Raw genomic sequence first — 22,757 nt, forward strand, 5'->3', positions numbered from 1 at the left:
CACCATGGTGCACGAAGGGCCGGGTACCTCGCGGTATCCGGCCCTTCGACGACGGGACGTCAGTGCGTGTCTTCCGCCTCGATCTCGGTGCGGTCGCCCGACCACAGCGTGTGGAACGTGCCCGGCTTGTCGATGCGCTTGTAGGTGTGCGCACCGAAGAAGTCGCGCTGTCCCTGCACGAGCGCGGCGGGGAGGCGGTCGGCGCGGATGCCGTCGTAGTACGACAGCGACGACGAGAACGCCGGAGCCGGGATGCCCGCCTGGGCCGCGGTCACGACGACGCGACGCCACGATGCCTGGCCACGCGTGAGCGCCTCGGCGAAGTACGGTGCGGTCATCAGCACGGGCAGGTCGGGGGTCGCCGCGTAGGCGTCGGCGATCCGGTTGAGGAACTGGGCGCGGATGATGCAACCGCCGCGCCAGATCTTCGAGATCGCGCCGAGGTCGATGTTCCAGCCGTACTCGGCCGCCCCCGCCCGGATCTCGTCGAAGCCCTGCGAGTAGGCCACGATCTTGGAGGCGTAGAGCGCCAGGCGCACATCCTCGATGAACTGCTCGGTGTCCTCGGTCGAGACCGTGAACTCCTCGTCGGGGCCGGGGAGGCCGCCGGCGACGGCGCGCTGCTCGGGGTGCGACGAGAGCGAGCGGGCGAAGGTCGCCTCGGCGATGCCGGAGACGGGGACACCGAGTGAGAGCGCGGTCTGCACGGTCCAGGCTCCGGTGCCCTTGGCGCCGGCCTGGTCGAGGATCACGTCGACGAGCGGCTTGCCGGTCTCGGCGTCGATCTGGCGGAGCACCTCTGCGGTGATCTCGATCAGGTACGACTCGAGCTCGCCCTTGTTCCACTCGGCGAAGATCTCGGCGATCTCGGCCGGCGACTTGCCCGTGCCACGGCGGATGAGGTCGTAGGCCTCGGCGATGAGCTGCATGTCGGCGTACTCGATGCCGTTGTGCACCATCTTGACGAAGTGCCCGGCGCCGTCGTGGCCGACGTGCGTGACGCACGGCTCGCCCTCGGCGATCGCGGCGATCGACTTCAGGATCGGTCCGAGCGTGACCCACGACTCGTCAGAGCCGCCGGGCATGATGGAGGGGCCGGTGAGGGCACCCTCCTCGCCGCCGGAGATGCCGGCGCCGACGAAGTTGATGCCGGTCTCGCGGACCGCCTTCTCGCGACGGATGGTGTCGGGGAAGTACGCGTTGCCGCCGTCGACGATGATGTCGCCCGGCTCGAACACCTCGACCAGCGCGTCGATCACGGCATCGGTCGGGCCGCCGGCCTTGACCATGATGATCGCGGTGCGCGGCTTCTGGAGCGAGTCGGCGAACTCCTGGTAGGTGTGGGCCGGGACGAATCCGGCCTCGGGGTGCTCGTCGAGGAGCGTCTGGGTCTTCTCGTAGCTGCGGTTGAAGATCGCCACCGTGTTTCCCTCGCGGCTGGCGAGGTTGCGGGCGAGGTTCGATCCCATGACGGCGAGTCCGACGACTCCGATGTTCGCTGATGCTTCGGGCACAGAAGGCTCCTCGATCGTGAAGAAGGGGTGGTTTCAGCGTATCGCTGTACGGGAGGTCAGTGGCCACCTGTGTCACGAGAGGCGATGAAGCGTCGTGACACCGCGATGTCGCGGTCTCCGAGCCCGGCGGCGACCAGTTCGTCGAAGGCCGCACGCAGGGTGGGCAGCAGGATGGGCGAGGTGCCGGTGGCTTCGGCGATGTCGGCCGCGAAGCCGAGGTCCTTCACCATGTACTGCGCGATGCCGCTGGGGGAGTCGTCGCCGGTGACGAGCTTCTCGCGACGACTGTCGAGCAGGCGCGAGCCGGCGTAGCCGCCCGAGAGCAGCGACCAGAGCGCATCGAGGTCGAGTCCGGAGCGCTCGGCCAGCACGGTGGCCTCGCCGAGCGCCATGATCGTCGCCGACACCACGAGCTGGTTGCAGGCCTTGGCGACCTCGCCGGCCCCGAGTGGTCCGAGCAGCACAGGGGTTCCGCAGGGCGCGAGCACCTCGGCGGCGACGGCGGCATCGTCCGGGTCGCCGCCGAGCATGATCGAGAGGGTCCCGGCGACCGCTCCGTCTTCCCCACCCGAGACCGGGCAGTCCACGATCCTGACCCTGCCGCCCGTCTGCGCTCCGACGCGGTCAGCGAGCGCACGGACGGCGGGAGCAGACGAGGTGGACCCGATGAGGATGAGCAGGTCTCCGGCGTCGGCGAGCAGCCCGTCGGGACCGTCGAGCATGGCTTCGAACGGGGGGAGGTCGGGCAGCATCATGAGCAGGACGTCTACTCTGGAGGCGAGCTCGCGTGGTGTCGGCGCCCACGAGGCGCCGGCGGCCAGCAGTTCCGGCTGCGGGCGGCGCGCATGGATGACGAGCCCCCCGCGGGCGGCGAGCAGGCGGTCGGCCATGGGGCGGCCCATGGCGCCGAGGCCCACGACGCCGACGGTGACGGATGAGATGCTCATGCGCACACGGTAGCAACAATCCAACAGATAGAACAGTGTCCAACAGGATGGAACTGGGCTAAGGTGAGGGATCCAGACTTCCCGAGGGAGGGGACCAGTATGACGGGGACCGAGAAGAAACTGCGCGCCGTCGTGGCGGTGCCGCTGCCGGAACGCCTGTGTCGACTGATCGAGGAACTCGAGCCTCGCCTCGAGGTGGTCCGCGATCACACGCTCGTGCCGCCTATGCGCGGACCGGCCGACTGGTCCGGCGACCCGGAGTACGTACGCACGCCGAGCGCGCAGCAGGCGTTCGATGAAATGATCGACTCCGCCGACGTGCTGTTCGGGATCCCCGACGTGGACGCGGCGGCGCTGGCCCGCACCGTGGCCGCGAACCCGCGTCTGCGCTGGGTCATGACGACTGCCGCCGGTGGCGGGGCCTCGGTCAAGGCCGCGGGTCTCGAACGGGCGCAGCTCGACCGCGTCGTGTTCACCACCAGTGCCGGTGTGCACGGGGGCCCGCTCGCGGAGTTCGCGGTGTTCGGTGTGATGGCGGGCGCGAAGAACCTCCCGCGCCTGCTCGCCGATCAGGGGACGCGTACCTGGCCGGACCGCTGGGAGATGCGTCAGCTCGACGAGATGACGGTGCTGGTCGTCGGTCTGGGCGGCATCGGCACGGAGTGCGCGCGACGCTTCCATGCGCTCGGCGCACGGGTGTGGGGGACGACGCGCTCCGGGCAGCCGGTGGCGGGAGTGGATCGCCTGGTGCCGCTGGACGAGCTGACCGACGCGGTGGCCCACGTCGACGCGATCGTCGTCACCCTTCCGGGCACGGCGCAGACGCACCATCTGATCGGCGCCGACGTGTTCGATGCGGTCAAACCCGGTGCGATCATCACCAACGTCGGCCGCGGCACCGTGATCGACGAGAGTGCTCTGCTCGGTGCGCTCGACGACGGCCGCGTGGCCTTCGCCGCGCTCGACGTCTTCGAGCACGAGCCCCTCGACGGTGCGTCGCCGCTGTGGTCGCATCCGAACGTGCTCGTGAGCCCGCACACCGCCGCCCTCAGCTCCAAGGAGGAGGAGCGGATCGCCCGTCGCTTCGCGGAGAACGCGGCGCGCCTGCTCGATGGCGAGCCGCTGACCGCCGTGGTCGATACGGTCGAGTTCTACTGATCGGCCCACAGGTGATCGAGCGCCTGTGGCTCCCCGCTGTCGGAAGGTGCGGCCATGGATGATGACACCCGCGAAGGGCGCGACCCCGCACCTGCCGTGACCCGCAGCATCCGCCTGCTCGGCATCCTCGCCGAGTCCGGGGGTCCACGAACGCTCACCGAGCTCGCGGGGGAACTCGGGCTGGCGAAGTCGTCGACGGCGAACCTCTGCCTGGCGCTCGAGGCCGGGGGCATGATCGATCGCACCCCGCAGGGCTATCGTCTCGGGGTGCGCACGGCCGAGCTCGGTGGTGCGTTCGCTGCCCAGTTCAACCAGGTGCGGGAGTTCTACAGCGTGTGCGAGGCCTCGCCGCAGCTCGCCTCCGAGCTGGTCCAGGTCGCGATGCTCGATGGCACCGATGCGCTGTATCTCGCGCGACATGAGGGGTCGCGCTCGCTCCGGCTGGGCACCCCGCTCGGCTCGCGGCTTCCGGCGCCGCTGTCGGCCACGGGGCGCGCGCTCCTGGCGGCGATGAGTGACGCGGAAGTAGTCGAGCTCCTCGGTGAGGATGCCGTCTTCCCGCAGCTCACCGAGCGGAGCGCGACGACCATGCCGGGGCTGCTGGAGGTGCTGGCGACCGCCCGTCGACGGGGCTGGGCGCTCGATGCCGAGGAGTCCTTCCGCGGCATCGTCGGCGTCGCGGTGCCCCTGGAAGGCTGGGCGCCGACGGACCCGCCGCTCGCGCTCGGTGTTGCGATCCGTGCCGCCGAGGCCGACTACGAGCGCATCGAGCGGGTGGGTGAGGCGCTGCGGGACGCCGCCGCCGCGCTGACGAACCCCTTCAGCTCAGCCGTTCGGCACTGACGCCCTCCTGCGCCCCATCGCGCCCGCAGGGCGCGGTGGTCCTTTTGCGTGCCTGCAGCGGAACGCGAAGTCGGTCCAAAGGGTTGAACACAATCCAACGGGCTGGTACAGTCGGGGAACGCCGCAGGCGAAGCCGATCGAAGGAGATGGCCGTGACAGACCCCCGCACCTCACCCCGAGCAGCGTCCGATGACCCGGAATACGCGGCGAACCTGCGCCGCGCGACCCTCGCGTCGAGCATCGGCAGCGCGCTGGAGTACTTCGATTTCGCGCTCTACGGCCTCTCCACGGCGCTGATCTTCAATGTGCTGTTCTTCCCGCAGGATGACCCGGCGATGGCGACGGTCGCCGCGTTCGCGACCTTCGGCGTCGGATTCCTCGCGCGTCCGTTCGGCGGCCTGTTCTTCGGCGTCCTGGGTGACAAGCTCGGGCGCAAGTGGGTCCTGGTCGCGACCATCGTGCTGATGGGCGGCGCCTCCACCGCGATCGGACTGCTGCCCACCTACGCGGCGATCGGCGTGTGGGCACCGATCCTGCTGGTGCTGATGCGGCTGCTGCAGGGTTTCGGAGCGGGTGCCGAGCAGGCGGGGGCGACGGTGCTGATGGCCGAGTACGCGCCGGTGAAGCGCCGGGGCTTCTTCTCGGCACTCCCGTTCGTCGGCATCCAGGCGGGCACACTGCTCGCCGCGGTGGTGTTCGGCCTGATCACGCTGCTCCCCGAGGACCAGCTGCTGAGCTGGGGATGGCGCGTGCCCTTCCTCGCCTCTTTCGCACTGATCCTGCTCGCGCTGTTCATCCGGATGCGGCTGCGCGAGACGCCGACGTTCATCGAGCTCGAGAAGCACGAGCAGATCGCCGACCGCCCCATCAAGGAGATCTTCACCCACGGCCTGCCCGGCGTGATCGTCGGTGTGGGGCTGCGGATGGCCGAGAACGGCGGCTCGTACATGTTCCAGACGCTCGGTCTCGCCTTCTTCGTCACGGTCGTCGGCGACAACGCCGACAAGAGTCTGCTCACCTGGGGCGTCACCCTCGGGTCGCTGATCGGCGTCTTCTCCGTGCCGTTCACCGGCCACCTCTCCGACCGCTTCGGGCGCCGTACCGTCTACCGCTTCGGAGCGGTCTTCATGCTGATCTACACGTTCCCCGCGTGGTGGCTGCTGTCGCTCGGGAACTACGCCGTGGCCATCGGTGTGATCGCGATCGGCATCGGCGTCGCCGTGAACAGCATGCTCGGACCGCAGTGCGCCATGCTTCCCGAGCTCTTCGGAAACCGTCACCGCTACCTGGGCGTGGCGATGGCCCGCGAGATCTCGGCCGTGCTCGCCGGTGGCCTCGCCGGTGTCCTCGGTGCTTACCTGATCGCGGTGAGCGACGGCAACTGGGTGCTCCTGGCCATCTACATGGCTGTGCTGGCCCTCATCACCACCGCGTCGACATTCCTCGCTCCCGAGACGCTCCGCCGTGACCTCACCCGTGTCGACGACGCGATCAAGGTCTCGCGCGGGGAGGGCGGCGACGACGTGTTCGCCACCACGGTGTCGATCAAGGCCGTCGGACGATGACGGCGCTGCCGGCGGGACTCGCCGCTTTCGATCTGACCGGGCGCACGGCGCTCGTCACCGGGTCGAGCCAGGGGATCGGCAGGACTCTGGCCGAGGGGCTCGCAGGCGCGGGCGCGACCGTCGTCGTGCACGGGCGGGATGCCGCAAAGGCGCAGGCGGCGGCGGGAGTGATCGCACAGGGCACGGGAGCCGTCGTGCACAGCGTCGTCTTCGACGTGACCGAGGCGGCGGCGGTGGATGCCGGCATGGGCGAGGTGGAGCATCTGGTCGGCACTCCCGACATCCTCGTGAACAACGCCGGTGTCCAGCGCCGTGCGCCGATCGCCGAGTTCGCCGACGAGGATTGGGATGCCCTCGTGCAGACCAACCTCTCCAGCGTCTTCCACCTGTCGCGACGGGTCTCCGCCGGGATGATCGCGCGTGGCTCGGGCAAGATCATCCAGATCGGCAGCGTGCAGTCGCAGCTCGCCCGCCCGTCGATCGCGGCGTATGCGGCGACCAAGGGCGCGATCGTGATGTTCACGAAGGGGCTGTGCGCCGATCTCGCCCCGCACGGTATCCAGGCCAATGCGATCGCGCCCGGATACTTCGCCACCGAGCTCACGAAGGCTCTCGTCGCAGACGAGCAGTTCTCCGAGTGGGTCCGCGCGCGCACACCCGCCGGGCGCTGGGGTGACACCGCGGACCTCGTCGGGGCCCTGCTGTTCCTCGCCAGCGGCGCGAGCGACTTCGTCAATGGACAGACGCTGTTCGTCGACGGCGGTATGACGGCGGTCGTCTGATGCGTCTCGGACGAGTCGCCACCACGCGAGGCCCCCGGTGGGTACGGCAGGCGGCCGACGGCTTGATCCCGGTGACGGATCCGTTCGTCGCCTTCGCCGAGGGGCAGGAGCCGGAGGATGCCGGGCCGCGCATCGAAGGCACGGTCATCGCGCCGGTGGATCCGCTGGTGATCGTCGGCATAGCCCAGAACGGACCCGCCCACGTCTCTCCCGTGCAGGCGTGGCTCAAGAGCCCGCGGACGGTGACCGCCGGCGGCGTCGACGTCGTCCTGCGCCGCGATGCGGGCGGCCAGGTCGCCGAGGGGGAGATCGCGGTCGTGATCGGCCGCCCGACCCGGGGGCTGACCGCGCAGACCGCGCACGAGTACGTGCTCGGGGTCACCGCGGTGAACGACCTCTCGAGTCCGGAGCGCGCGGCGTTCGATCCGCGAAATTTCGAATCGAAGTCGGGGGAGGGGTACACGCCGCTCGGCCCCTGGATCGACACCGCAGCCGGGATCGACGATGTGCGCCTCCAGGTGGAGGTCGACGGACGCCCGGTCGCCGAGACCGGAAGCCGGGAGTTGCCGATGTCGATCCGCGACTGCCTCGCCTACGTGGCCGCGTGGTCGCCGCTCGGCCCGGGCGATGTCGTCATGACGGGTGCTCCGCACTCGCAGGCGCCCGTGGGGCCGGGGCAGATCGTGACCGTCAGAGTGGCGGGGATCGAGTTGGTCACGGCTTTCGTGTGACCGAGGAAGGAGCGCGGTGAACAACCTCGCCGTGGTGGCGCACGCCGCCGAAGACCTGCGGATCGAAGACATCGGAGCCCCGGCGCCCCGATCGGACGAGGCCGTCGTGGGCATCGCCTACGGCGGCATCTGCGGATCCGACCTCCACTACTGGCAGCACGGCGCGGCCGGTGCATCGGTGCTGCGCGAGCCGATGATCCTCGGGCACGAGGTGTCCGGGGTCGTGGCCGTCGCTGCGGCCGACGGCACGGGACCGGCTGTCGGCACCCCCGTGGCCGTCCATCCGCTCACCGCGCACGGCGACGGTCGCACGCCCTGGCCCCCCGAGCATCCGAATCTCGCACCGGCCTCGACGTATCTCGGGTCGGCGATGCACCTGCCGCACACGCAGGGAGCCTTCGCGCGGCGCGTGGCGCTCCCTGCGCGCATGCTGTATCCGCTTCCTTCCGGCCTCGACCTGCAGACGGCGGCGCTGGCAGAGCCCGCGGCCGTCGCCTGGCACGGGGTGCAGAGGGCGGGGGATGTGCGCGACCGGCGAGTGGTCGTGATCGGCGCCGGACCCATCGGTCAGCTCGTCGCCGCCGTCGCCCAGCGTGCCGGCGCGTCCTCCGTGACCGTCACCGACCTGCAGCAGCGGCCGAGGAAGATCGCCGAGGCGCGCGGGATCCGAGCGATCGATGCGCGGGCTGAGACCGAGATCTCCGAGCTGTATGCCGATGTCGTGATCGAGTCGAGCGGAACGGTTCCGGGGCTCGACGCCGCCGTCTCCGCTGCTGTCCGCGGGGGCACGGTGGTGATGCTGGGGCTCCAGCGCGGGGGCGCGGTTCCCGCGCCGATGGCCACGGCGATCACTCGCGAGCTCACGCTGCGGGGGTCCTTCCGCTTCGGCGCGGAGTTCGGCGAGGTCATCGCCGCCCTCGCCGATGGCAGCCTCGACGTGCGCGGTATCATCAGCCAGGTGGTGCCTGTGGACGACGCGCTCGACGCGTTCGCACTGGCCGCCGACCCCGCGAGTTCCTGCAAGGTGCTCGTCGACTTCGGCCGGGAGGCATGAGTGTGCGCGTCGTCGTGATGGGCCCGAGCGGTTCGGGCAAGTCGACCGTGGGTGCGTTCCTCGCCGAGAGCCTCGGTGCGCGCTTCATCGACGGCGATGATCTGCATCCGGCCGCGAACGTCCGCAAGATGGCGGCCGGGGTGCCTCTGGACGACACGGATCGGCTGCCCTGGCTCCGTCTGGTCGGCGAGACGCTGCAGAGTGAGGACCGCGTCGTCGTGGCGTGCTCGGCGCTCAAGCGCGTCTATCGCGACGTCATCCGGACCGGAGCGCCCGAGACGTTCTTCGCCGAACTCGCTATCGGTCGCGCGGTGCTCGAGGAGCGGATGCGGCTGCGGGCCGATCACTTCATGCCGGCGGCGCTCCTGGACTCGCAGCTCCAGACGCTCGAATCGCTCGAGGCCGATGAGGCTGGAATCCGGGTGGACGAGTCGGCGGACGTCCGGACCGCGGCCGCCGTCATCGCCGAAGCGGCACAGCGGCGCTGAGAGTTCGGGGGCAGAGCGTGCGGAAACGGCTCTGCGACCGGCGGTCAGTCCTTGCGGTATCCCGAGCGTCCCATCGCGAACAGCGCGATGAACGAGGTGACGGCTGCGCACACGGTCATGGCGCCGATCAGCCAGAGGAGTGCGTGCGAGAGGAAGGCGCCGTCGAGCATGGGGGTTCTCCGTGTTCTGCAGAAAAAGGACCGGTGTCCTCAGCCTATCGGGTCATCCGGTACCATTGAGGCTGTACCTCGGCGAGGGATGCTTCTGCGCGTGCGCGAACATCCGTTATCGACGCGGCGAAGCAAGCCCGGTGGCTTTCCTCCTGCGTCAGCGAGTTCGAAAATTCCAAGACCACCGCGCGGCGCCTTCGCTGCGTGTCCCGAAGGAGAACCCATGTCTGAAGACACCAAGGTCCAGGCCGAGCTCCGCGAGAGCTTCGGCAAGGGCTTCGCCCGCCGCCTCCGCGCCGCCGGCAAGATCCCCGCCGTCATCTACGGCCACGGCACCGAGCCGGTGCACGTCGCGCTGCCGGGCCACCAGGTCTCGCTCATCATCCGTCGCGCCAACGCGCTTCTCGAGCTCGACATCGAGGGCAAGGGCCAGCTCGCCCTCGTCAAGGACGTCCAGCGCGACCCGGTGCACCAGATCATCGAGCACATCGACCTGCTCGTCGTGAAGAAGGGCGAGAAGGTCGCCATCGACGTCCCGATCGTCGTCACGGGCGAGTCCGCTGCCGGCACCATCGTCAACCTCGACGCGACCACGCTGTCGATCGAGGCCGAGGCCACGCACATCCCGCAGAACATCGAGGTCTCCGTCGAGGGCCTGGAAGAGGGCGCGCACATCACCGGCGCCGACGTGAAGCTCCCCAAGGGCTCCACGCTGCTCTCCGACCCCGAGGTCCTCGTCGTGGCGATCTCGGTCCCGGCTGCACCCACCGAGGATGACGAAGAGGCCGCCGAGGCCGGCGAGGCCACCGAGGCTGCCGAAGAGGCCGCCGCGGAGTGACCTCCGACTGATTCATCACAGAGGGGACGCGATCCGATCGCGTCCCCTCTGTCGTATCCTGACCGGGGCTGCGCACCCGGCGGGGAGAGGACGACGACATGGCATCGACCTGGCTCGTGGTGGGGCTCGGCAACCCCGGCCCGCGATACGAGGCCACGCGACACAACATCGGGCAGATGGTGGTCGATGAGCTGGCATCGCGGCGCGGCGAAGCCTTCCGTGAGCACAAGGGCGGAGCCCGCGTCGTCGAGACGTGGGTGCGCCCCGGCGCGGACAAGCTCGTGCTGGCCAAGCCGAACACCTTCATGAACGTCTCGGGGACCCCGGTGGCGGCGCTGGCCCGGTTCTACTCGGTGCCGCCAGAGCAGGTGATCGTGGTACACGATGAACTCGACATCCCGTTCGACACGGTCAAGCTCAAGACCGGGGGAGGACACGGCGGACACAACGGTGTCCGTGATGTCGCACGGGCGCTGAGCACTGCCGACTTTCCGCGTGTGCGGGTGGGCATCGGCCGTCCGGTCGGGCGTCAGGATCCCGCGGACTGGGTGCTCGCCCCGTTCGGCAAGGAAGAGCGGCCGAACCTGCCGATCCTCATCGCGGACGCCGCCGACGCGGTCGAGCTGCTGGTCGACGAAGGCCTTCTCGCGGCACAGCAGAAGCACCACGCGCCGCGCTGAGACGGCCGCTGCGGGGTCGTGGCGCGGTCAGGCCGTATAGGTCGACAGGCCCGTCGCAGCGCCCGCGGTCAGCGCGACGACCAGGGCGATGAAGAAGATCACCGACGCCAGGACGGCGACCACGACAGCGGCGATTCCCGCGCCGCGGCCACGCTTCTTGGCGATCGCGACGATACCGAGCACGATCGCTGCGATGCCGACGACGGTCCCGATCCAGAAGGAGAGCTCCGCCCAGAGCACCTGATCCCGCACCGGGGTGAGCACGCGGAGGTCGTCGGCGGTGACCGATGCGCCGTTCGGGAGGAACCGACCGATCTCGAACGCGCTGATGCCCACGACGATCGCCGGCACCACGGCCGCGACGAGCGCGAGAACCAGCGCAAGTGTTCCGAAGAGTCCGGAGGTGGACGGTGTCGCGGCGTCGGGCACCTGATAGGCGCCGGCCGGGGTGGCGTAGCCGCCGACAGGCACCTGGTAGGCCCCGGGAGGGGCTGCCGGATACCCGGGCGCGGGCGCTGCCGGGTAGCCGGAGGGCGTTGCCGGAGGATACGGGGCACCCGCCGGGGGATACGCGGGAGCTGCAGGGGGATACGCGGGAGCTGCCGGAGGGTACCCGGGGGCGGTCGGCGGCGGGAACGCGCCGGTCGCGGGGGACGCAGACGGGTCGGAGGGCACGGCACCGGGCGGGGGAGGCAGCTGCGGATCAGTCACGCCCCCATCCTAAGGCGAGGCTCAGACGCGCCGGAGCAGACCCACCCGGTCGTACACGTCGGAGAGGGTCGCGTCGGCGACGGCGTCAGCGCGCGCGGCGTTCTCCGCCAGGATGCGATCGAGCTCGGCAGGATCGTCGAGCAGCTCGAGGGCCCTGGCACGCACCGGCTCGAACTCGTTCACGATGACCTCGGCAAGACCCTTCTTGAAATCGCCGTAACCGCGACCCGCGTATTCGTCCTCGATCGCGGCGACCTGGCGCCCGGTGAGGGCCGCGTAGATCGTGAGCAGGTTCGAGACGCCGGGCTTGTTCTCGCGGTCGAACCGCACCGATCCCTCGTTGTCGGTCACCGCACGCATGATCTTCTTCGCCGACTTCGCCGGGTCGTCGAGCATCCACAGCACGCCGGCATCGCTTTCGGCCGACTTCGACATCTTCGACGTCGGGTTCTGCAGGTCGTAGATGCGCGCGGTCTCCTTCTGGATGACCGGCATCGGCACGGTGAAGGTCTCGCCGAAGCGCGAGTTGAAGCGCTCGGCGAGGTCGCGCGTGAGCTCGACGTGCTGCTTCTGGTCGTCACCCACCGGCACCACGTCGGTCTGGTACAGCAGAATGTCGGCGGCCATCAGCACCGGGTAGGTGAACAGTCCGACGCTGGTCGAGTCCGCGCCGTACCGCGAGGACTTGTCCTTGAACTGGGTCATCCGGCCGGCCTCGCCGAAGCCCGTGATGGTGCTGAGGATCCACGCGAGCTCGGCGTGTGCTCGCACATGCGACTGCACGTACAGCGTCGACAGCGACGGCTCGATGCCGGCCGCGATGTACTGGGCGGCCGTGCGACGCGTCTTCTCGCGGAGCTCGGCCGGATCCTGGGCGACCGTGATCGCGTGCAGGTCGACGACGGAGAAGAACGCGTCGTAGGAGCTCTGCAGGTCCCGCCACTGGAGCAGCGCGCCGATGTAGTTGCCGATCTGGAGGGAGTCGGCGGAGGGCTGCATTCCGGAGTAAAGGCGAGGTTTCGTCACGGAGTCAATCCTATGGGGTGCACGCCGTGCCCCTACGATGGGCGCATGGCCTCCGTATCCCCGCGTTCACGGTCGCGAGGGGATCGGGCCCTCTATGTCGAGATCCTCATCGTCGCGCCCCTGGACGAGGTGTGGCGGCTGACGCAGGATCCGGCCTCGCACGTGCGCTGGGATGCGCGTTTCAGCGACATCGTGCCGCAGCGCACCCGAGCAGACGGTGCGCAGGACTTCCGCTACGAGCTCGATCTCGTGGTGCACACGATCCGCGGGACCGGCGTATCGTACGCCACGAAGGAGAGCCCCTCGGGAGAGCGCACCTCCGCGCTGCTCTTCGACACCGACGATGCGCTCTCGCCGCTCGGAACCGGGCGCGGCTACTGGCGCTACGTGCCGACGGAGAAGGGCGTGCGATTCCTCACCGGCTACGACTACGCACCGGGATGGGGATGGCTGGGACGCGTTCTCGATCCGCTGGTGACCCGACGGTTCGTCTGGTGGCTCACCGCCCGCAGCTTCGATCGTCTCCGGTTGTGGGCCGAGCTGGGCATACCTCCGGAGGAGACCAGCGGCTGGCGGTCGCTCCGGCGCGGGTACCGACCACGCGCACGCAACTGCCTCTCACGCCCCCGGCGCACCGGGCGGACCATCATGGAGGACGTACCGATATCCCTCGAGGAGATCGCATGACGACCGGGACCGGGATCTTCGAGCGCGCACTGGGCGCCGACTTCGCGCGCCTCCATCCGCAGCTGCAGCGCCGCTTCGGGGTCGGCGTGGACGCCGGATACGGCTGCATCGGACGCGGGGTGATGTCCGAGGTCCGGCGAGGCCCGTGGTGGACCCTGCCTTTCCTGCTGATCGGCACGTTCCGCAACATCCTGTTCCCCGAGCGGGGGTGGAATGTGCCGTTCCGGATCGACAACCTGGCCTACGTCGACGACTTCGGTCGCGAGACCGTGACCTTCGTGCGGACGATGGACGTGCGCCCCGGCCGCCGCCGCCGATTCGACGCGACCATGATCTACAGCGACGCACGTCGACGGGTGGTCGACTATCTGGGTACGCACCAGCACCTGGCCGTCGACCTCGATCTGGCCGTCACCGACGACGGCGGGCTCCTGCTCACCTCGGGCGCACAGCGCTTCTACGAGGGGCCCATCGCCTTCCGCTTCCCGATGCTCTTCAGCGGGCGCGCTCGGCTCATCGAGCGCTACGACGACGAGCAGGAGCGGTATCTGATCGACCTCGAGATCCACAACGATGTCTTCGGGTTCCTGTTCGGCTACCGCGGTGCCTTCACCTGCGAGTTCGTCGGCGGACCGGCTCCGGAGACCGTCAAGCCGTACCGCGAGGAGATCCGCGAGTGACCGCGCGCGGAGCCGCCTTTCTCGAAGCGCTGGGGGAGGAGGCGGAGAGGCTTCATCCCGAGATCCTGGCGCAGATGCGCGTCGAGGCGAGGAACGACGGAGCCGAGGGGGTCTTCGCGGTCGCCGGCAGCCGGTTCGGGCGCCTCGCCGCCCTCGCGTCGCCCCTCGTCGGGCCGCGGCTGCTCGTCACGCGGTTCGGCCGCGACGTGCCCTTCCGGATCGATACCGTGTCCGGTCGATCGCCCTCGGGGCGGCCGACGCTCGACACGGTCCGGGAGTTCCGTTTCGCCGACACGACACAGCACGTCGTCGACCGGCTCTTCGCCACGGGACATCCCGGCCTCGTCCAGAATGCGCTGGGGTCGAGGGGCCGGGTCGAGATGCTCGAGGAGTGCTCGGTGACCGACGACGGTGCGCTGCGTATGCGCACTCGGGCCGTCGCGCTGCGTCTCGGCCGATGCAGGATCGCGCTACGCGGGATTCTCCGCATCGACGTCGATCTCGTGGACGGCTGGGACGACACTCACGACCGACGCACCATCGAGATGCGCGCGACGAGTCCCGTGCTCGGGACCGTCCTGGAGTACCGGGGATGGTACCGCTACGCGGATGCCACCCCCGGCGCCGCTCAATAGCGGTAGTCGACGACGACGGGCGCGTGGTCGCTCCAGCGCTGGTCATAGGCCGCAGCGCGCGCGACGTGGTAGGTCTCCACACGCTCGGCGAGTGCAGGCGTCGCCAGGTGGTAGTCGATGCGCCACCCGGAGTCGTTGTCGAACGCCTGCCCGCGCATCGACCACCAGGTGTAGGGTCCGTCGACCTCGCCGTGGAACTTCCGCCCCACGTCGATCCAGCCGAGGCCGGTGCCCACGGTGCCGTCGACACCGGAGACCTCCGCGCCGGCCTCGCCGAGGAACCGATCGAAGTACGCGCGCTCGCGGGGAAGGAAACCGGCCTTCTTGCGGTTTCCTCGCCAGTTCTTGATGTCGAGCTCGCGGTGTCCGACGTTCAGGTCGCCGGTCACGAGGGCGAGGGCGCCGTCGGCGCCGAGTTCAGCGAGCCGCGTGCCGAACGCGTCGAGGAACTTCCACTTCTCATCCTGCTTCGGGGTGTCGGCCTCGCCGGAGTGCACGTAGGCGCTCACCACGGTCAGCGGACGGTCGCCGATCAGGTAGTCGGCCTCGATCCATCGCCCCTTGGAGTCGAAGTCGTCGGGTCCGAAGGCGGTGCGCGAGGCCAGCGCAGGCGTGCGGCTGGCGATGGCGACGCCGGCACGTCCCTTCGCGGTGGCCTCGTCATGGACGAGCGACCAGCCAGGGAGCGCGGCCTCGAGATGCTCGTCCTGCCCGCGCACCTCTTGCAGCGTGAGGATGTCGACTCCGGCGTCGTCGAGCCAGGAGCTCATCCCGTTGCGAGCCGCCGCTCGGATTCCGTTGACATTGACCGTGGCGATACGCAGATGAGGCATGGTCACAAGCCTAACGAGCGCTGCCGACATCCCGTCCCGGTCGGTGCAGTTCGGAGAGCAGACGCTGGGCGAGCGGCGTGCTCGGATCGGGCGGCGGGGGAGGAGAGGCCTCGAGGTCGGCGAGCTCCTGCTCCGCGTCGCGCACGGCCTTCGCCGCGCTCCACACGCGGTACCAGGGTGCGGCTTCACGTGCGGCATGGGCTTCGCGCACGCGGATGCGCGCAGCCGTCAGCAGGGCCTGATACTCCGCCATGCGGCGCTCGGCCTCGGTCAGCGTGAGGAGGGGCAGGTCGCGGTCCTGTGCAGCGACCGCGATCCACGAGGAGGCCACCAGCATCACCACGCCGTTGATGCGGAACCAGAGCAGCAGACCGATGAAGATCGCGAACGTCGCGAGCAGCGGGTTGGACGGGGTGTAGCTGAGGAGGAACCCCGCACCGAACTGCAGGATCGTCATCGCGCCGCCGCCCAGGAGAGCGCCGGGCCAGATCGTCTGCCAGTGCAGGGAGGTCCCGGTGAGGAATCGGACCATAGCCGCCAGGGCGCCCGACATCAGCGCGAAGGAGACGATGACGGCACCGATGCGGATGAGGATCACCCCGTTCGAGCTGGAGTCCCAGCCGAGCAGACCGAGGAGCCAGCTCAGGATCGCGGCGCTCGCCGAGCTGAGGACCGAACCAGCCACCAGGGAAGCTCCGAAGATCACCGCCGCGAGCAGGTCGCGCGCCTTCAGGATCACGTAGCTGCGACGATCGGGCGGCAGACCGAAGATGTCTCTGGTCGCACGACGAGAGAACGTGACCCAGCCGATCGCGGTCCAGATCACGGTGCCGAGCGCGATCAGACCGGTGACGCTCAGCACTCCGGTGGTGCTCGCCGCGATGTCCTTCACCTGATCGGGCGTGACCACACCGCCCTCGGGAAGGATCAGATTGGGGATGTAGCTGTTGATCATCGCGATGAGGGCGTCGACGGCTTCATCGCTGCCTCCGAGCCAGAGTCCGGCGATCGCGAAGGCCAGGTAGATCGCGGCGAAGATCGCGAAGAGGGCCTGGTAGCTCACGCCCGCGGCGAGGAGGAATCCGTTGTGCTGCAGGAAGTGGCGCCAGACGCGCACGGGGAACAGTCCGAGGGTGCGCTGCGTCAGCGCGGTCGCGCGCTCGACGGCCGCATCGAGGCGACCGGGGTCGGTCGCGGAGCCATCGGGTTCGGACACCTCCCCACCCTATCCAAGAGCGGAACGGGCGTGAGCAGGGCAGGAACGCAGAACAGGCGGCCCCGGAAGGGGACCGCCTGTTCTCGCGTTGTTGCCTGTCGCGGCGTCAGGGGCGACCTCGGAGCACGGCCTGCTTGACCTCGGCGATCGCCTTGGTCACCTCGATGCCACGGGGGCAGGCCTCGGAGCAGTTGAAGGTGGTGCGGCAGCGCCACACGCCTTCCTTGTCGTTGAGGATGTCGAGGCGGACAGCCGCGTTGTCGTCACGGGAGTCGAAGATGAAGCGGTGCGCGTTGACGATCGCCGCCGGCCCGAAATACTGGCCGTCGGTCCAGAACACGGGGCACGACGAGGTGCACGCGGCGCACAGGATGCACTTGGTGGTGTCGTCGAAGATCTCGCGGTCGGCGATGGACTGGACGCGCTCCTTGCCCTTCTCCGGAACGGAGCTGGCGACGAGGAACGGCTGCACCTCGCGGTACGACGCGAAGAACGGCTCCATGTCGACGACGAGGTCCTTCTCGAGCGGCAGACCCTTGATCGCCTCGACGTAGATCGGCTTCGAGATGTCGAGGTCCTTGATCAGCGTCTTGCAGGCCAGGCGGTTGCGGCCGTTGATGCGCATGGCGTCGGAGCCGCAGATGCCGTGGGCACACGAGCGCCGGAAGGTGAGCGAGCCGTCGACCTCCCACTTGATCTTGTGCAGGGCGTCGAGCACGCGGTCGGTGGAGTAGAGCTCCACGTCGTAGTCGACCCAGTGCGGCTCGGAGTCGACCTCCGGGTTGAACCGGCGGATGTTGAACGTGACGATGAAGGACTGGATGCCGGTCTCTTCGGTCGTATCGGCAGGTGCCTCTGCGATGGCGGTCGACATGCTCAGTACTTCCTCTCCATCGGCGGGTAGTTGAACTCGCCCTGATCGTTCTTCGTGAAGACGACCGGTTTCCAGTCGAGCTTGATGTGGTCGCTCGGCGTGGAGGAGTGCGGATCACCGGTCAGGTAAGCCATGGTGTGCTTCATGTACTTCTCGTCGTTGCGCTTCGGGAAGTCGTCGCGCATGTGGCCGCCGCGGCTCTCCTCGCGGTTCTGCGCGGCGTAGACGACGACCTCGGCGATGTCGAGGAGGAAGCCCAGCTCGACGGCTTCGAGCAGGTCGGTGTTGAACCGCTGACCCTTGTCGTCGACGTGCACGTTCTTGTAGCGCTCACGCAGCTCGGCGATGACGCCGAGCACGTGCTGGAGGGAGTCGTGCGTGCGGAACACCTGCGCGCCCTTGTCCATCTCGTCCTGCAGCGTCTTGCGCAGGACGGCGATGCGCTCGGTGCCCTGGTTGTTGCGCAGGTCCTCGAGCATGCCCGACACGAAGCCGGCGGGGTTCTCGGGGAGGGGGACGAACTCGGCGGTCTTGACGTACTCGACGGCGTTGCGGCCGGCGCGCTTGCCGAAGACGTTGATGTCGAGCAGCGAGTTGGTGCCGAGGCGGTTGGCGCCGTGCACCGAGACGCATGCGCACTCGCCCGCGGCGTAGAGGCCGGGGACGACGGTGGTGTTGTCCGCGAGGACCTCGCCGTCGTTGTTGGTCGGGATGCCGCCCATCGCGTAGTGCGCGGTGGGCATCACGGGCACGGGCTCGACGACCGGGTCGACACCGAGGTACGTGCGGGCGAACTCGGTGATGTCGGGGAGCTTGGTCTCGAGCACCTCGGCGCCCAGGTGCGTGCAGTCGAGCAGCACGTAGTCCTTGTGGGGGCCGGCGCCGCGCCCGTCCAGGACCTCCTGCACCATGCAGCGCGCGACGATGTCACGCGGGGCGAGGTCCTTGATGGTGGGGGCGTAGCGCTCCATGAAGCGCTCACCGGAGGCGTTGCGCAGGATCGCGCCTTCGCCTCGTGCGCCCTCGGTGAGGAGGATGCCGAGACCGGCGAGCCCGGTCGGGTGGAACTGGAAGAACTCCAGGTCCTCGAGGGGGAGTCCCTTGCGCCACACGATGCCGACGCCGTCACCCGTGAGGGTGTGCGCGTTCGAGGTGGTCTTGAAGATCTTGCCGAAACCGCCGGTCGCGAAGATCACGGCCTTGGCCTGGAAGACGTGCAGCTCGCCGGTGGCCAGGTCATATGCGACGACGCCGGAGACCTGGGTCTTGCCGTCGGCGTCCTTCACCGTGAGCAGGTCGAGCACGTAGAACTCGTTGAAGAAGTTGATGCCGAGCTTGACGCAGTTCTGGAACAGCGTCTGCAGGATCATGTGGCCGGTGCGGTCGGCGGCGTAGCAGGCCCGGCGGACCGGGGTCTTGCCGTGCTCGGCCGTGTGACCGCCGAAGCGACGCTGGTCGATCTTTCCCTCGGGCGTGCGGTTGAACGGGAGGCCCATGTTCTCGAGGTCGATGACCGCGTCGATGGCCTCCTTCGCGAGGATCTCGGCAGCGTCCTGGTCGACGAGGTAGTCGCCGCCCTTCACGGTGTCGAAGGTGTGCCACTCCCAGGAGTCCTCTTCGACGTTCGCGAGGGCTGCCGCCATGCCGCCCTGCGCCGCACCGGTGTGCGAGCGCGTGGGGTACAGCTTGGAGATCACCGCGGTCTTCGCGCCCGGGCCCGCTTCGATGGCGGCACGCATGCCCGCTCCACCGGCTCCCACGATCACGATGTCGAACTGGTGGTAGTGCACGCCGTCACGGACGACGGAATCCTGCGTCTCGGTAGTCACTTCTCGTATGCCTTCTTCTAGTTCCCGACGATCGCGGCGCATTCGGACCAGAGGACGCTGTCCTCGGTCACACCCAGGCACGGGTCGAACGTGAAGACCACGAGCGTGCCGAGGATGATGAGCAGGCCGGCGGCCAGCCCGAGCGCCCAGACCAGCGCCTTGCGCGCCGTGCTGTTCGTCACGTAGTCGTTCACGATGGTGCGCATGCCGTTGGCGCCGTGGATGAGTGCGAGCCACAGCATCAGCACATCCCACCACTGCCAGAACGGCGTGGCGAACTTGCCCGCGATGAACGCGAAGTCGAGGGCGTGGATGCCTTCGCCGACCATGAGGTTGACGAACAGGTGACCGAAGATCAGCACGACGAGCACGACGCCCGAGACGCGCATGAAGATCCAGCCCCACTTCTCGAGGTTGACGCCGCGGCGACGACGAGCCGGGGCGGCGGTGATGGTCTGTGCAGACATCAGTGTCCCCCTCCGAATCCGGCGAACGCGAGCATCAGGTGGCGGGGCACGAAGCCGGCCATGATGATGCCCCACACCAGCAGGACGCCCCAGAACAGCTGGCGCTGGTACTTGGCGCCCTTCGACCAGAAGTCGACGGCGATGATGCGCAGGCCGTTCATCGCGTGGAACACGATGCCGGCGACGAGCACGACCTCACCGAGGGCCATGATCGGGTTCTTGTATGTCCCGATGACGGCGTTGTACGCCTCCGGTGACACCCTGATCAGCGCCGTGTCGAGCACGTGCACCAACAGGAAGAAGAAGATGGCGACTCCGGTGATGCGGTGAAGCACCCACGACCACATGCCTTCGCGACCCCGGTAGAGGGTGCCGCGGGGGGTCTTGGACGTGGTTTCCGAAATCGACGGTGTCAAGCGGGCGCTTGTGGACACGGTCGTCCTCCCTGGATCGATGTGACTCGGTCGCGTGCGCTGCGCTTGTCCAAGTGTGAGCCTGTCGAAGTGTCAGGCACGCCCGATCGCTGTCCATCCTATTCCTGTCAGATCACTGGGAGCGACGAAGGGGAGCCTAAGTGTCTCGATGTCGAGATGATCGCTGCGGCTACCCTGGGCAGGGTGAGCACACCCATCGAGGACTTTTACGCAGTGATCCCCGCCGGCGGCATCGGCAGCAGGCTGTGGCCGCTCTCTCGTGCGGATGCACCGAAGTTCCTGCATGACCTGACGGGATCCGGACACTCCTTGCTGCGCGACACCTGGGATCGGCTCGTGCCGCTCGCCGGTGCGGATCGGATCGCCGTGGTCACCGGCCGGGCTCACCGGGCGGCCGTCGAGGCGGAGTTGCCGGGGATCCCCGACCTGAACGTGTTCCTCGAGTCGGAGCCGCGCGAGTCGGCGGCCGCGATCGGGCTCGCCGCGGCCATCCTGCACCGTCGCAATCCCGACGTGATCATCGGCTCCTTCAGCGCGGACCACGTGATCCGCGGCACCCGGGTGTTCGAGTTCGCCGTGCGCGATGCGGTCGAGGTGGCGCGTGAGGGCTACATCTGCACGATCGGCATCACGCCGACCGAGCCGGCGATCGGCTTCGGCTACATCAAGATGGGACCCGAGCTCGTCGTCGACGGTGCGCGTGAGGCCGCGCTGGTGGCGAGCTTCGTGGAGAAGCCCGACCTCGAGACCGCCAAGGCGTACATCGCCGACCGCGGCTACCTCTGGAACGCGGGCATGTTCATCGCCAAGGCCGGTGTGCTGCTGGAAGAGCTGGCCGTGAACGAGCCTGAGCTGCACGCGGGACTGCTCGAACTCGCCGAGGCCTGGGACGATCGCGACCGTCGTGGCCCCGCGGTCGATCGGATCTGGCCGCGACTGAAGAAGATCGCCATCGACTACGCCGTCGCCGAGCCCGCCGCCCGACGGGGACGCCTCGCCGTGGTCCCCGGTCACTTCGACTGGGACGACGTGGGGGACTTCGCGTCGCTGACGAAGCTCATCACCAACGGTCGCAAGAACGACCTCGCCGTGCTCGGCCCGAACGCGCGGGTGCTCACGGATGGTGCGAGTGGGATCCTCGTCAGCCAGACGTCCCGCGTCATCAGCCTGGTGGGGGTGCAGGACATCGTCGTGGTCGACACCCCCGACGCGCTGCTGGTCACGACGGTGCAGAATGCGCAGCGGGTGAAGAGCGTCGTCGAGTCGCTCAAGCTCACCGGTCGCGGGGACGTGCTCTGACGTCTGCTCCGATGAGCAGGCGGAGACGCTCATCGGCTGTCTTGATTTCAGCTTGGTAACCATTGGCCAGCACGTGCGGCACGGGCGTGCACAAAAGCCGAAACAGTAGGTAACTTTGATCGATCCGCGATGGCCGCGGTTTCGTTGAGGGAGGCATCAGTTGACCATCTCCACCACCAAGAAGCTGCTCGGCGTCACCGTCGCCGCTGGCGTCGTCTTCGCACTCGCCGGTTGCGGCCAGGCTCCGACAGACAAGCCCGCCGGCTCCGGCGAGCCGGTTGCCTCCGACTTCCTTCCCTGCCTCGTCTCCGACGCCGGCGGATGGAACGACAAGTCGTTCAACCAGTCCGCCAAGGAGGGCATGGACAGCGCCGCCAAGGAGCTGGACATCAAGCCGCTCGAGTTCGAGTCGGCCAATGACAACGACTACGCGCCGAACCTCGAGACCGCGGTCTCGGAGGGCTGCTCGCTCATCGTCTCGGTCGGCTTCAAGCTGTCCGCCGCGACGGTCGAGTCGGCTCTCGCGAACCCCGACATCGACTACGCGATCATCGACGACTGGGCCGACAACGACTTCGACGGCAACGTCGATGCTCCCAACATCAAGCCCCTGGTCTTCGACACGGCTCAGGCCGCATACCTCGGTGGTTACGCCGCCGCGTCCTGGTCCGCGCAGAGCGGCGTGAACAAGGTCGGCACCTTCGGTGGAATGCAGATTCCGTCGGTCGCCGTGTTCATGGACGGCTACCAGCTCGGTGTCGAGAAGTACAACGAGGACAAGTCCGCTGCGGTCGAGGTCTTCGGCTGGGACGAGGCCACGCAGAAGGGCTCGTTCACGGGCGGCTTCGACGCGAACGACACCGCCAAGCAGACCGCACAGGGTGTGCTCGACCAGGGCGTCGACGTCATCCTCCCGGTCGGCGGCCCCGTCTACCAGAGCGCGGCTGCGGCGATCGCCGACAGCGGAAAGGACACCCTGATGCTCGGTGTCGACAGCGACCTCGCCGTCGCCGACCCGAGTGTCGCCGGCATCACGCTCGTCTCGATCATGAAGGCGATCGACGTCGCCGTGAAGGACGCGACCATGGCCGCGGCCCAGGGCGAGTTCGACCCGGCCCCGTACGTGGGCACGCTCGAGAACGAGGGCGTCAAGCTCTCCGGCTTCGGCGACTTCGAGTCGAAGCTCCCGGAAGGTCTGACCGACGAGCTCAAGACTCTGCAGGAGCAGATCATCTCGGGCGACATCAAGGTGGAGTCCCCGAACTCCCCGACCTCCAAGTAAATCCGTCGCAGTTC

The 22,757-nt window shown here is 68.6% G+C and carries 25 protein-coding genes; 14 read left to right on the forward strand and 11 right to left on the reverse strand.

The window, feature by feature from the left end; all coding sequences use genetic code 11:
* Positions 1-59: 59 nt before the first annotated feature.
* Both gndA and ABDC25_RS05415 read right to left on the reverse strand, forming a co-directional pair.
* Positions 60-1,514, reverse strand: coding sequence for an NADP-dependent phosphogluconate dehydrogenase (gene gndA, locus ABDC25_RS05410; protein ID WP_029260545.1), 1,455 nt, complete (start codon positions 1,512-1,514; stop codon positions 60-62).
* Positions 1,515-1,570: 56 nt separating this feature from the next.
* Positions 1,571-2,461 carry an NAD(P)-dependent oxidoreductase gene (locus ABDC25_RS05415; RefSeq protein ID WP_347125211.1) on the reverse strand — a complete coding sequence of 297 codons (891 nt, stop codon included), beginning with the start codon at positions 2,459-2,461 and terminating at the stop codon, positions 1,571-1,573.
* Positions 2,462-2,560: 99 nt separating this feature from the next.
* Between ABDC25_RS05415 and ABDC25_RS05420 the strand changes: the two genes are divergently transcribed.
* The 7 genes from ABDC25_RS05420 to ABDC25_RS05450 all read left to right on the forward strand — a co-directional run bounded on the left by ABDC25_RS05420 (position 2,561) and on the right by ABDC25_RS05450 (position 9,082).
* Positions 2,561-3,619: a D-2-hydroxyacid dehydrogenase gene (locus tag ABDC25_RS05420; RefSeq protein ID WP_347125213.1), complete on the forward strand. Its 1,059-nt coding sequence runs from the start codon at positions 2,561-2,563 to the stop codon at positions 3,617-3,619.
* 54 nt (positions 3,620-3,673) lie between these two features.
* The gene (locus tag ABDC25_RS05425) at positions 3,674-4,462 is read left to right on the forward strand and encodes an IclR family transcriptional regulator (protein ID WP_029260548.1); all 789 of its coding nucleotides are present in this window, start codon (positions 3,674-3,676) and stop codon (positions 4,460-4,462) included.
* A gap of 146 nt (positions 4,463-4,608) precedes the next feature.
* Positions 4,609-6,027 (forward strand): MFS transporter, encoded by a 1,419-nt coding sequence (locus ABDC25_RS05430; RefSeq protein ID WP_021199727.1) that lies wholly within the window; start codon positions 4,609-4,611, stop codon positions 6,025-6,027.
* Complete coding sequence (locus tag ABDC25_RS05435; protein ID WP_021199726.1) at positions 6,024-6,809, forward strand: SDR family oxidoreductase; 786 nt, start codon at positions 6,024-6,026, stop codon at positions 6,807-6,809. The genes ABDC25_RS05430 and ABDC25_RS05435 overlap by 4 nt, the downstream gene beginning before the upstream one ends.
* Positions 6,809-7,540 carry a fumarylacetoacetate hydrolase family protein gene (locus ABDC25_RS05440; RefSeq protein WP_347125216.1) on the forward strand — a complete coding sequence of 244 codons (732 nt, stop codon included), beginning with the start codon at positions 6,809-6,811 and terminating at the stop codon, positions 7,538-7,540. The genes ABDC25_RS05435 and ABDC25_RS05440 overlap by 1 nt, the downstream gene beginning before the upstream one ends.
* A 16-nt stretch (positions 7,541-7,556) precedes the next feature.
* On the forward strand, positions 7,557-8,594 hold the full coding sequence (locus ABDC25_RS05445) for an alcohol dehydrogenase catalytic domain-containing protein (RefSeq protein ID WP_347125218.1): 1,038 nt from the start codon (positions 7,557-7,559) through the stop codon (positions 8,592-8,594).
* A complete protein-coding gene (locus tag ABDC25_RS05450; RefSeq protein WP_021199723.1) occupies positions 8,591-9,082 on the forward strand; it encodes a gluconokinase in 492 nt (163 codons plus the stop codon). The genes ABDC25_RS05445 and ABDC25_RS05450 overlap by 4 nt, the downstream gene beginning before the upstream one ends.
* A 44-nt stretch (positions 9,083-9,126) precedes the next feature.
* On the opposite strand, the gene ABDC25_RS05455 is transcribed toward ABDC25_RS05450, so the two are convergent.
* Positions 9,127-9,252, reverse strand: a complete 126-nt coding sequence (locus ABDC25_RS05455) for a hypothetical protein (RefSeq protein WP_017828452.1) — start codon at positions 9,250-9,252, stop codon at positions 9,127-9,129.
* A 223-nt stretch (positions 9,253-9,475) separates the two neighbouring features.
* Here ABDC25_RS05455 and ABDC25_RS05460 point away from each other — a divergent pair, with 223 nt between their 5' ends.
* On the forward strand, positions 9,476-10,090 hold the full coding sequence (locus ABDC25_RS05460; protein ID WP_021199722.1) for a 50S ribosomal protein L25/general stress protein Ctc: 615 nt from the start codon (positions 9,476-9,478) through the stop codon (positions 10,088-10,090).
* Positions 10,091-10,188: 98 nt separating this feature from the next.
* Entirely contained in the window at positions 10,189-10,770 is a 582-nt protein-coding gene (gene pth, locus ABDC25_RS05465) for an aminoacyl-tRNA hydrolase (RefSeq protein ID WP_021199721.1), read from the forward strand.
* A gap of 27 nt (positions 10,771-10,797) precedes the next feature.
* On the opposite strand, the gene ABDC25_RS05470 is transcribed toward pth, so the two are convergent.
* Complete coding sequence (locus ABDC25_RS05470) at positions 10,798-11,481, reverse strand: hypothetical protein (protein ID WP_208323476.1); 684 nt, start codon at positions 11,479-11,481, stop codon at positions 10,798-10,800.
* 21 nt (positions 11,482-11,502) lie between these two features.
* Positions 11,503-12,507, reverse strand: coding sequence for a tryptophan--tRNA ligase (gene trpS / locus ABDC25_RS05475; RefSeq protein ID WP_084487313.1), 1,005 nt, complete (start codon positions 12,505-12,507; stop codon positions 11,503-11,505).
* 45 nt (positions 12,508-12,552) lie between these two features.
* On the opposite strand from trpS, the gene ABDC25_RS05480 reads away from it, so the two are divergent.
* Genes ABDC25_RS05480 through ABDC25_RS05490 form a run of 3 tightly spaced genes read left to right on the forward strand, consistent with a single transcriptional unit; the run spans position 12,553 to position 14,509 of the window.
* Positions 12,553-13,194 carry an SRPBCC family protein gene (locus tag ABDC25_RS05480; RefSeq protein WP_347125222.1) on the forward strand — a complete coding sequence of 214 codons (642 nt, stop codon included), beginning with the start codon at positions 12,553-12,555 and terminating at the stop codon, positions 13,192-13,194.
* The gene (locus tag ABDC25_RS05485; protein ID WP_347125224.1) at positions 13,191-13,874 is read left to right on the forward strand and encodes a DUF4166 domain-containing protein; all 684 of its coding nucleotides are present in this window, start codon (positions 13,191-13,193) and stop codon (positions 13,872-13,874) included. The genes ABDC25_RS05480 and ABDC25_RS05485 overlap by 4 nt, the downstream gene beginning before the upstream one ends.
* Positions 13,871-14,509, forward strand: coding sequence for a DUF4166 domain-containing protein (locus tag ABDC25_RS05490; RefSeq protein WP_021199716.1), 639 nt, complete (start codon positions 13,871-13,873; stop codon positions 14,507-14,509). Before ABDC25_RS05485 ends, ABDC25_RS05490 begins: the two co-directional genes overlap by 4 nt.
* Here ABDC25_RS05490 and ABDC25_RS05495 read toward each other — a convergent pair.
* The 6 genes from ABDC25_RS05495 to sdhC form a co-directional block, all read right to left on the reverse strand.
* Positions 14,503-15,342: an exodeoxyribonuclease III gene (locus ABDC25_RS05495; protein WP_029265719.1), complete on the reverse strand. Its 840-nt coding sequence runs from the start codon at positions 15,340-15,342 to the stop codon at positions 14,503-14,505. The genes ABDC25_RS05490 and ABDC25_RS05495 overlap by 7 nt on opposite strands.
* 10 nt (positions 15,343-15,352) lie before the next feature.
* Positions 15,353-16,558 (reverse strand): YihY/virulence factor BrkB family protein, encoded by a 1,206-nt coding sequence (locus ABDC25_RS05500; protein ID WP_347125227.1) that lies wholly within the window; start codon positions 16,556-16,558, stop codon positions 15,353-15,355.
* 106 nt (positions 16,559-16,664) lie between these two features.
* Positions 16,665-17,432, reverse strand: a complete 768-nt coding sequence (locus tag ABDC25_RS05505; RefSeq protein WP_021199713.1) for a succinate dehydrogenase iron-sulfur subunit — start codon at positions 17,430-17,432, stop codon at positions 16,665-16,667.
* A gap of 2 nt (positions 17,433-17,434) precedes the next feature.
* On the reverse strand, positions 17,435-19,261 hold the full coding sequence (gene sdhA, locus ABDC25_RS05510) for a succinate dehydrogenase flavoprotein subunit (protein WP_021199712.1): 1,827 nt from the start codon (positions 19,259-19,261) through the stop codon (positions 17,435-17,437).
* A gap of 17 nt (positions 19,262-19,278) precedes the next feature.
* Positions 19,279-19,728: a succinate dehydrogenase hydrophobic membrane anchor subunit gene (locus ABDC25_RS05515; protein ID WP_347125229.1), complete on the reverse strand. Its 450-nt coding sequence runs from the start codon at positions 19,726-19,728 to the stop codon at positions 19,279-19,281.
* Positions 19,728-20,162 carry a succinate dehydrogenase, cytochrome b556 subunit gene (gene sdhC, locus ABDC25_RS05520; RefSeq protein ID WP_072591539.1) on the reverse strand — a complete coding sequence of 145 codons (435 nt, stop codon included), beginning with the start codon at positions 20,160-20,162 and terminating at the stop codon, positions 19,728-19,730. Before sdhC ends, ABDC25_RS05515 begins: the two co-directional genes overlap by 1 nt.
* 183 nt (positions 20,163-20,345) lie before the next feature.
* Between sdhC and ABDC25_RS05525 the strand changes: the two genes are divergently transcribed.
* Positions 20,346-21,461, forward strand: coding sequence for a mannose-1-phosphate guanylyltransferase (locus ABDC25_RS05525; RefSeq protein WP_029265715.1), 1,116 nt, complete (start codon positions 20,346-20,348; stop codon positions 21,459-21,461).
* A 160-nt stretch (positions 21,462-21,621) separates the two neighbouring features.
* Entirely contained in the window at positions 21,622-22,743 is a 1,122-nt protein-coding gene (locus ABDC25_RS05530; protein WP_021199708.1) for a BMP family ABC transporter substrate-binding protein, read from the forward strand.
* The last annotated feature ends 14 nt before the right edge of the window (positions 22,744-22,757 follow it).

Source organism: Microbacterium sp. SY138 (assembly GCF_039729145.1).
GTDB lineage: Bacteria > Actinomycetota > Actinomycetes > Actinomycetales > Microbacteriaceae > Microbacterium > Microbacterium maritypicum_A.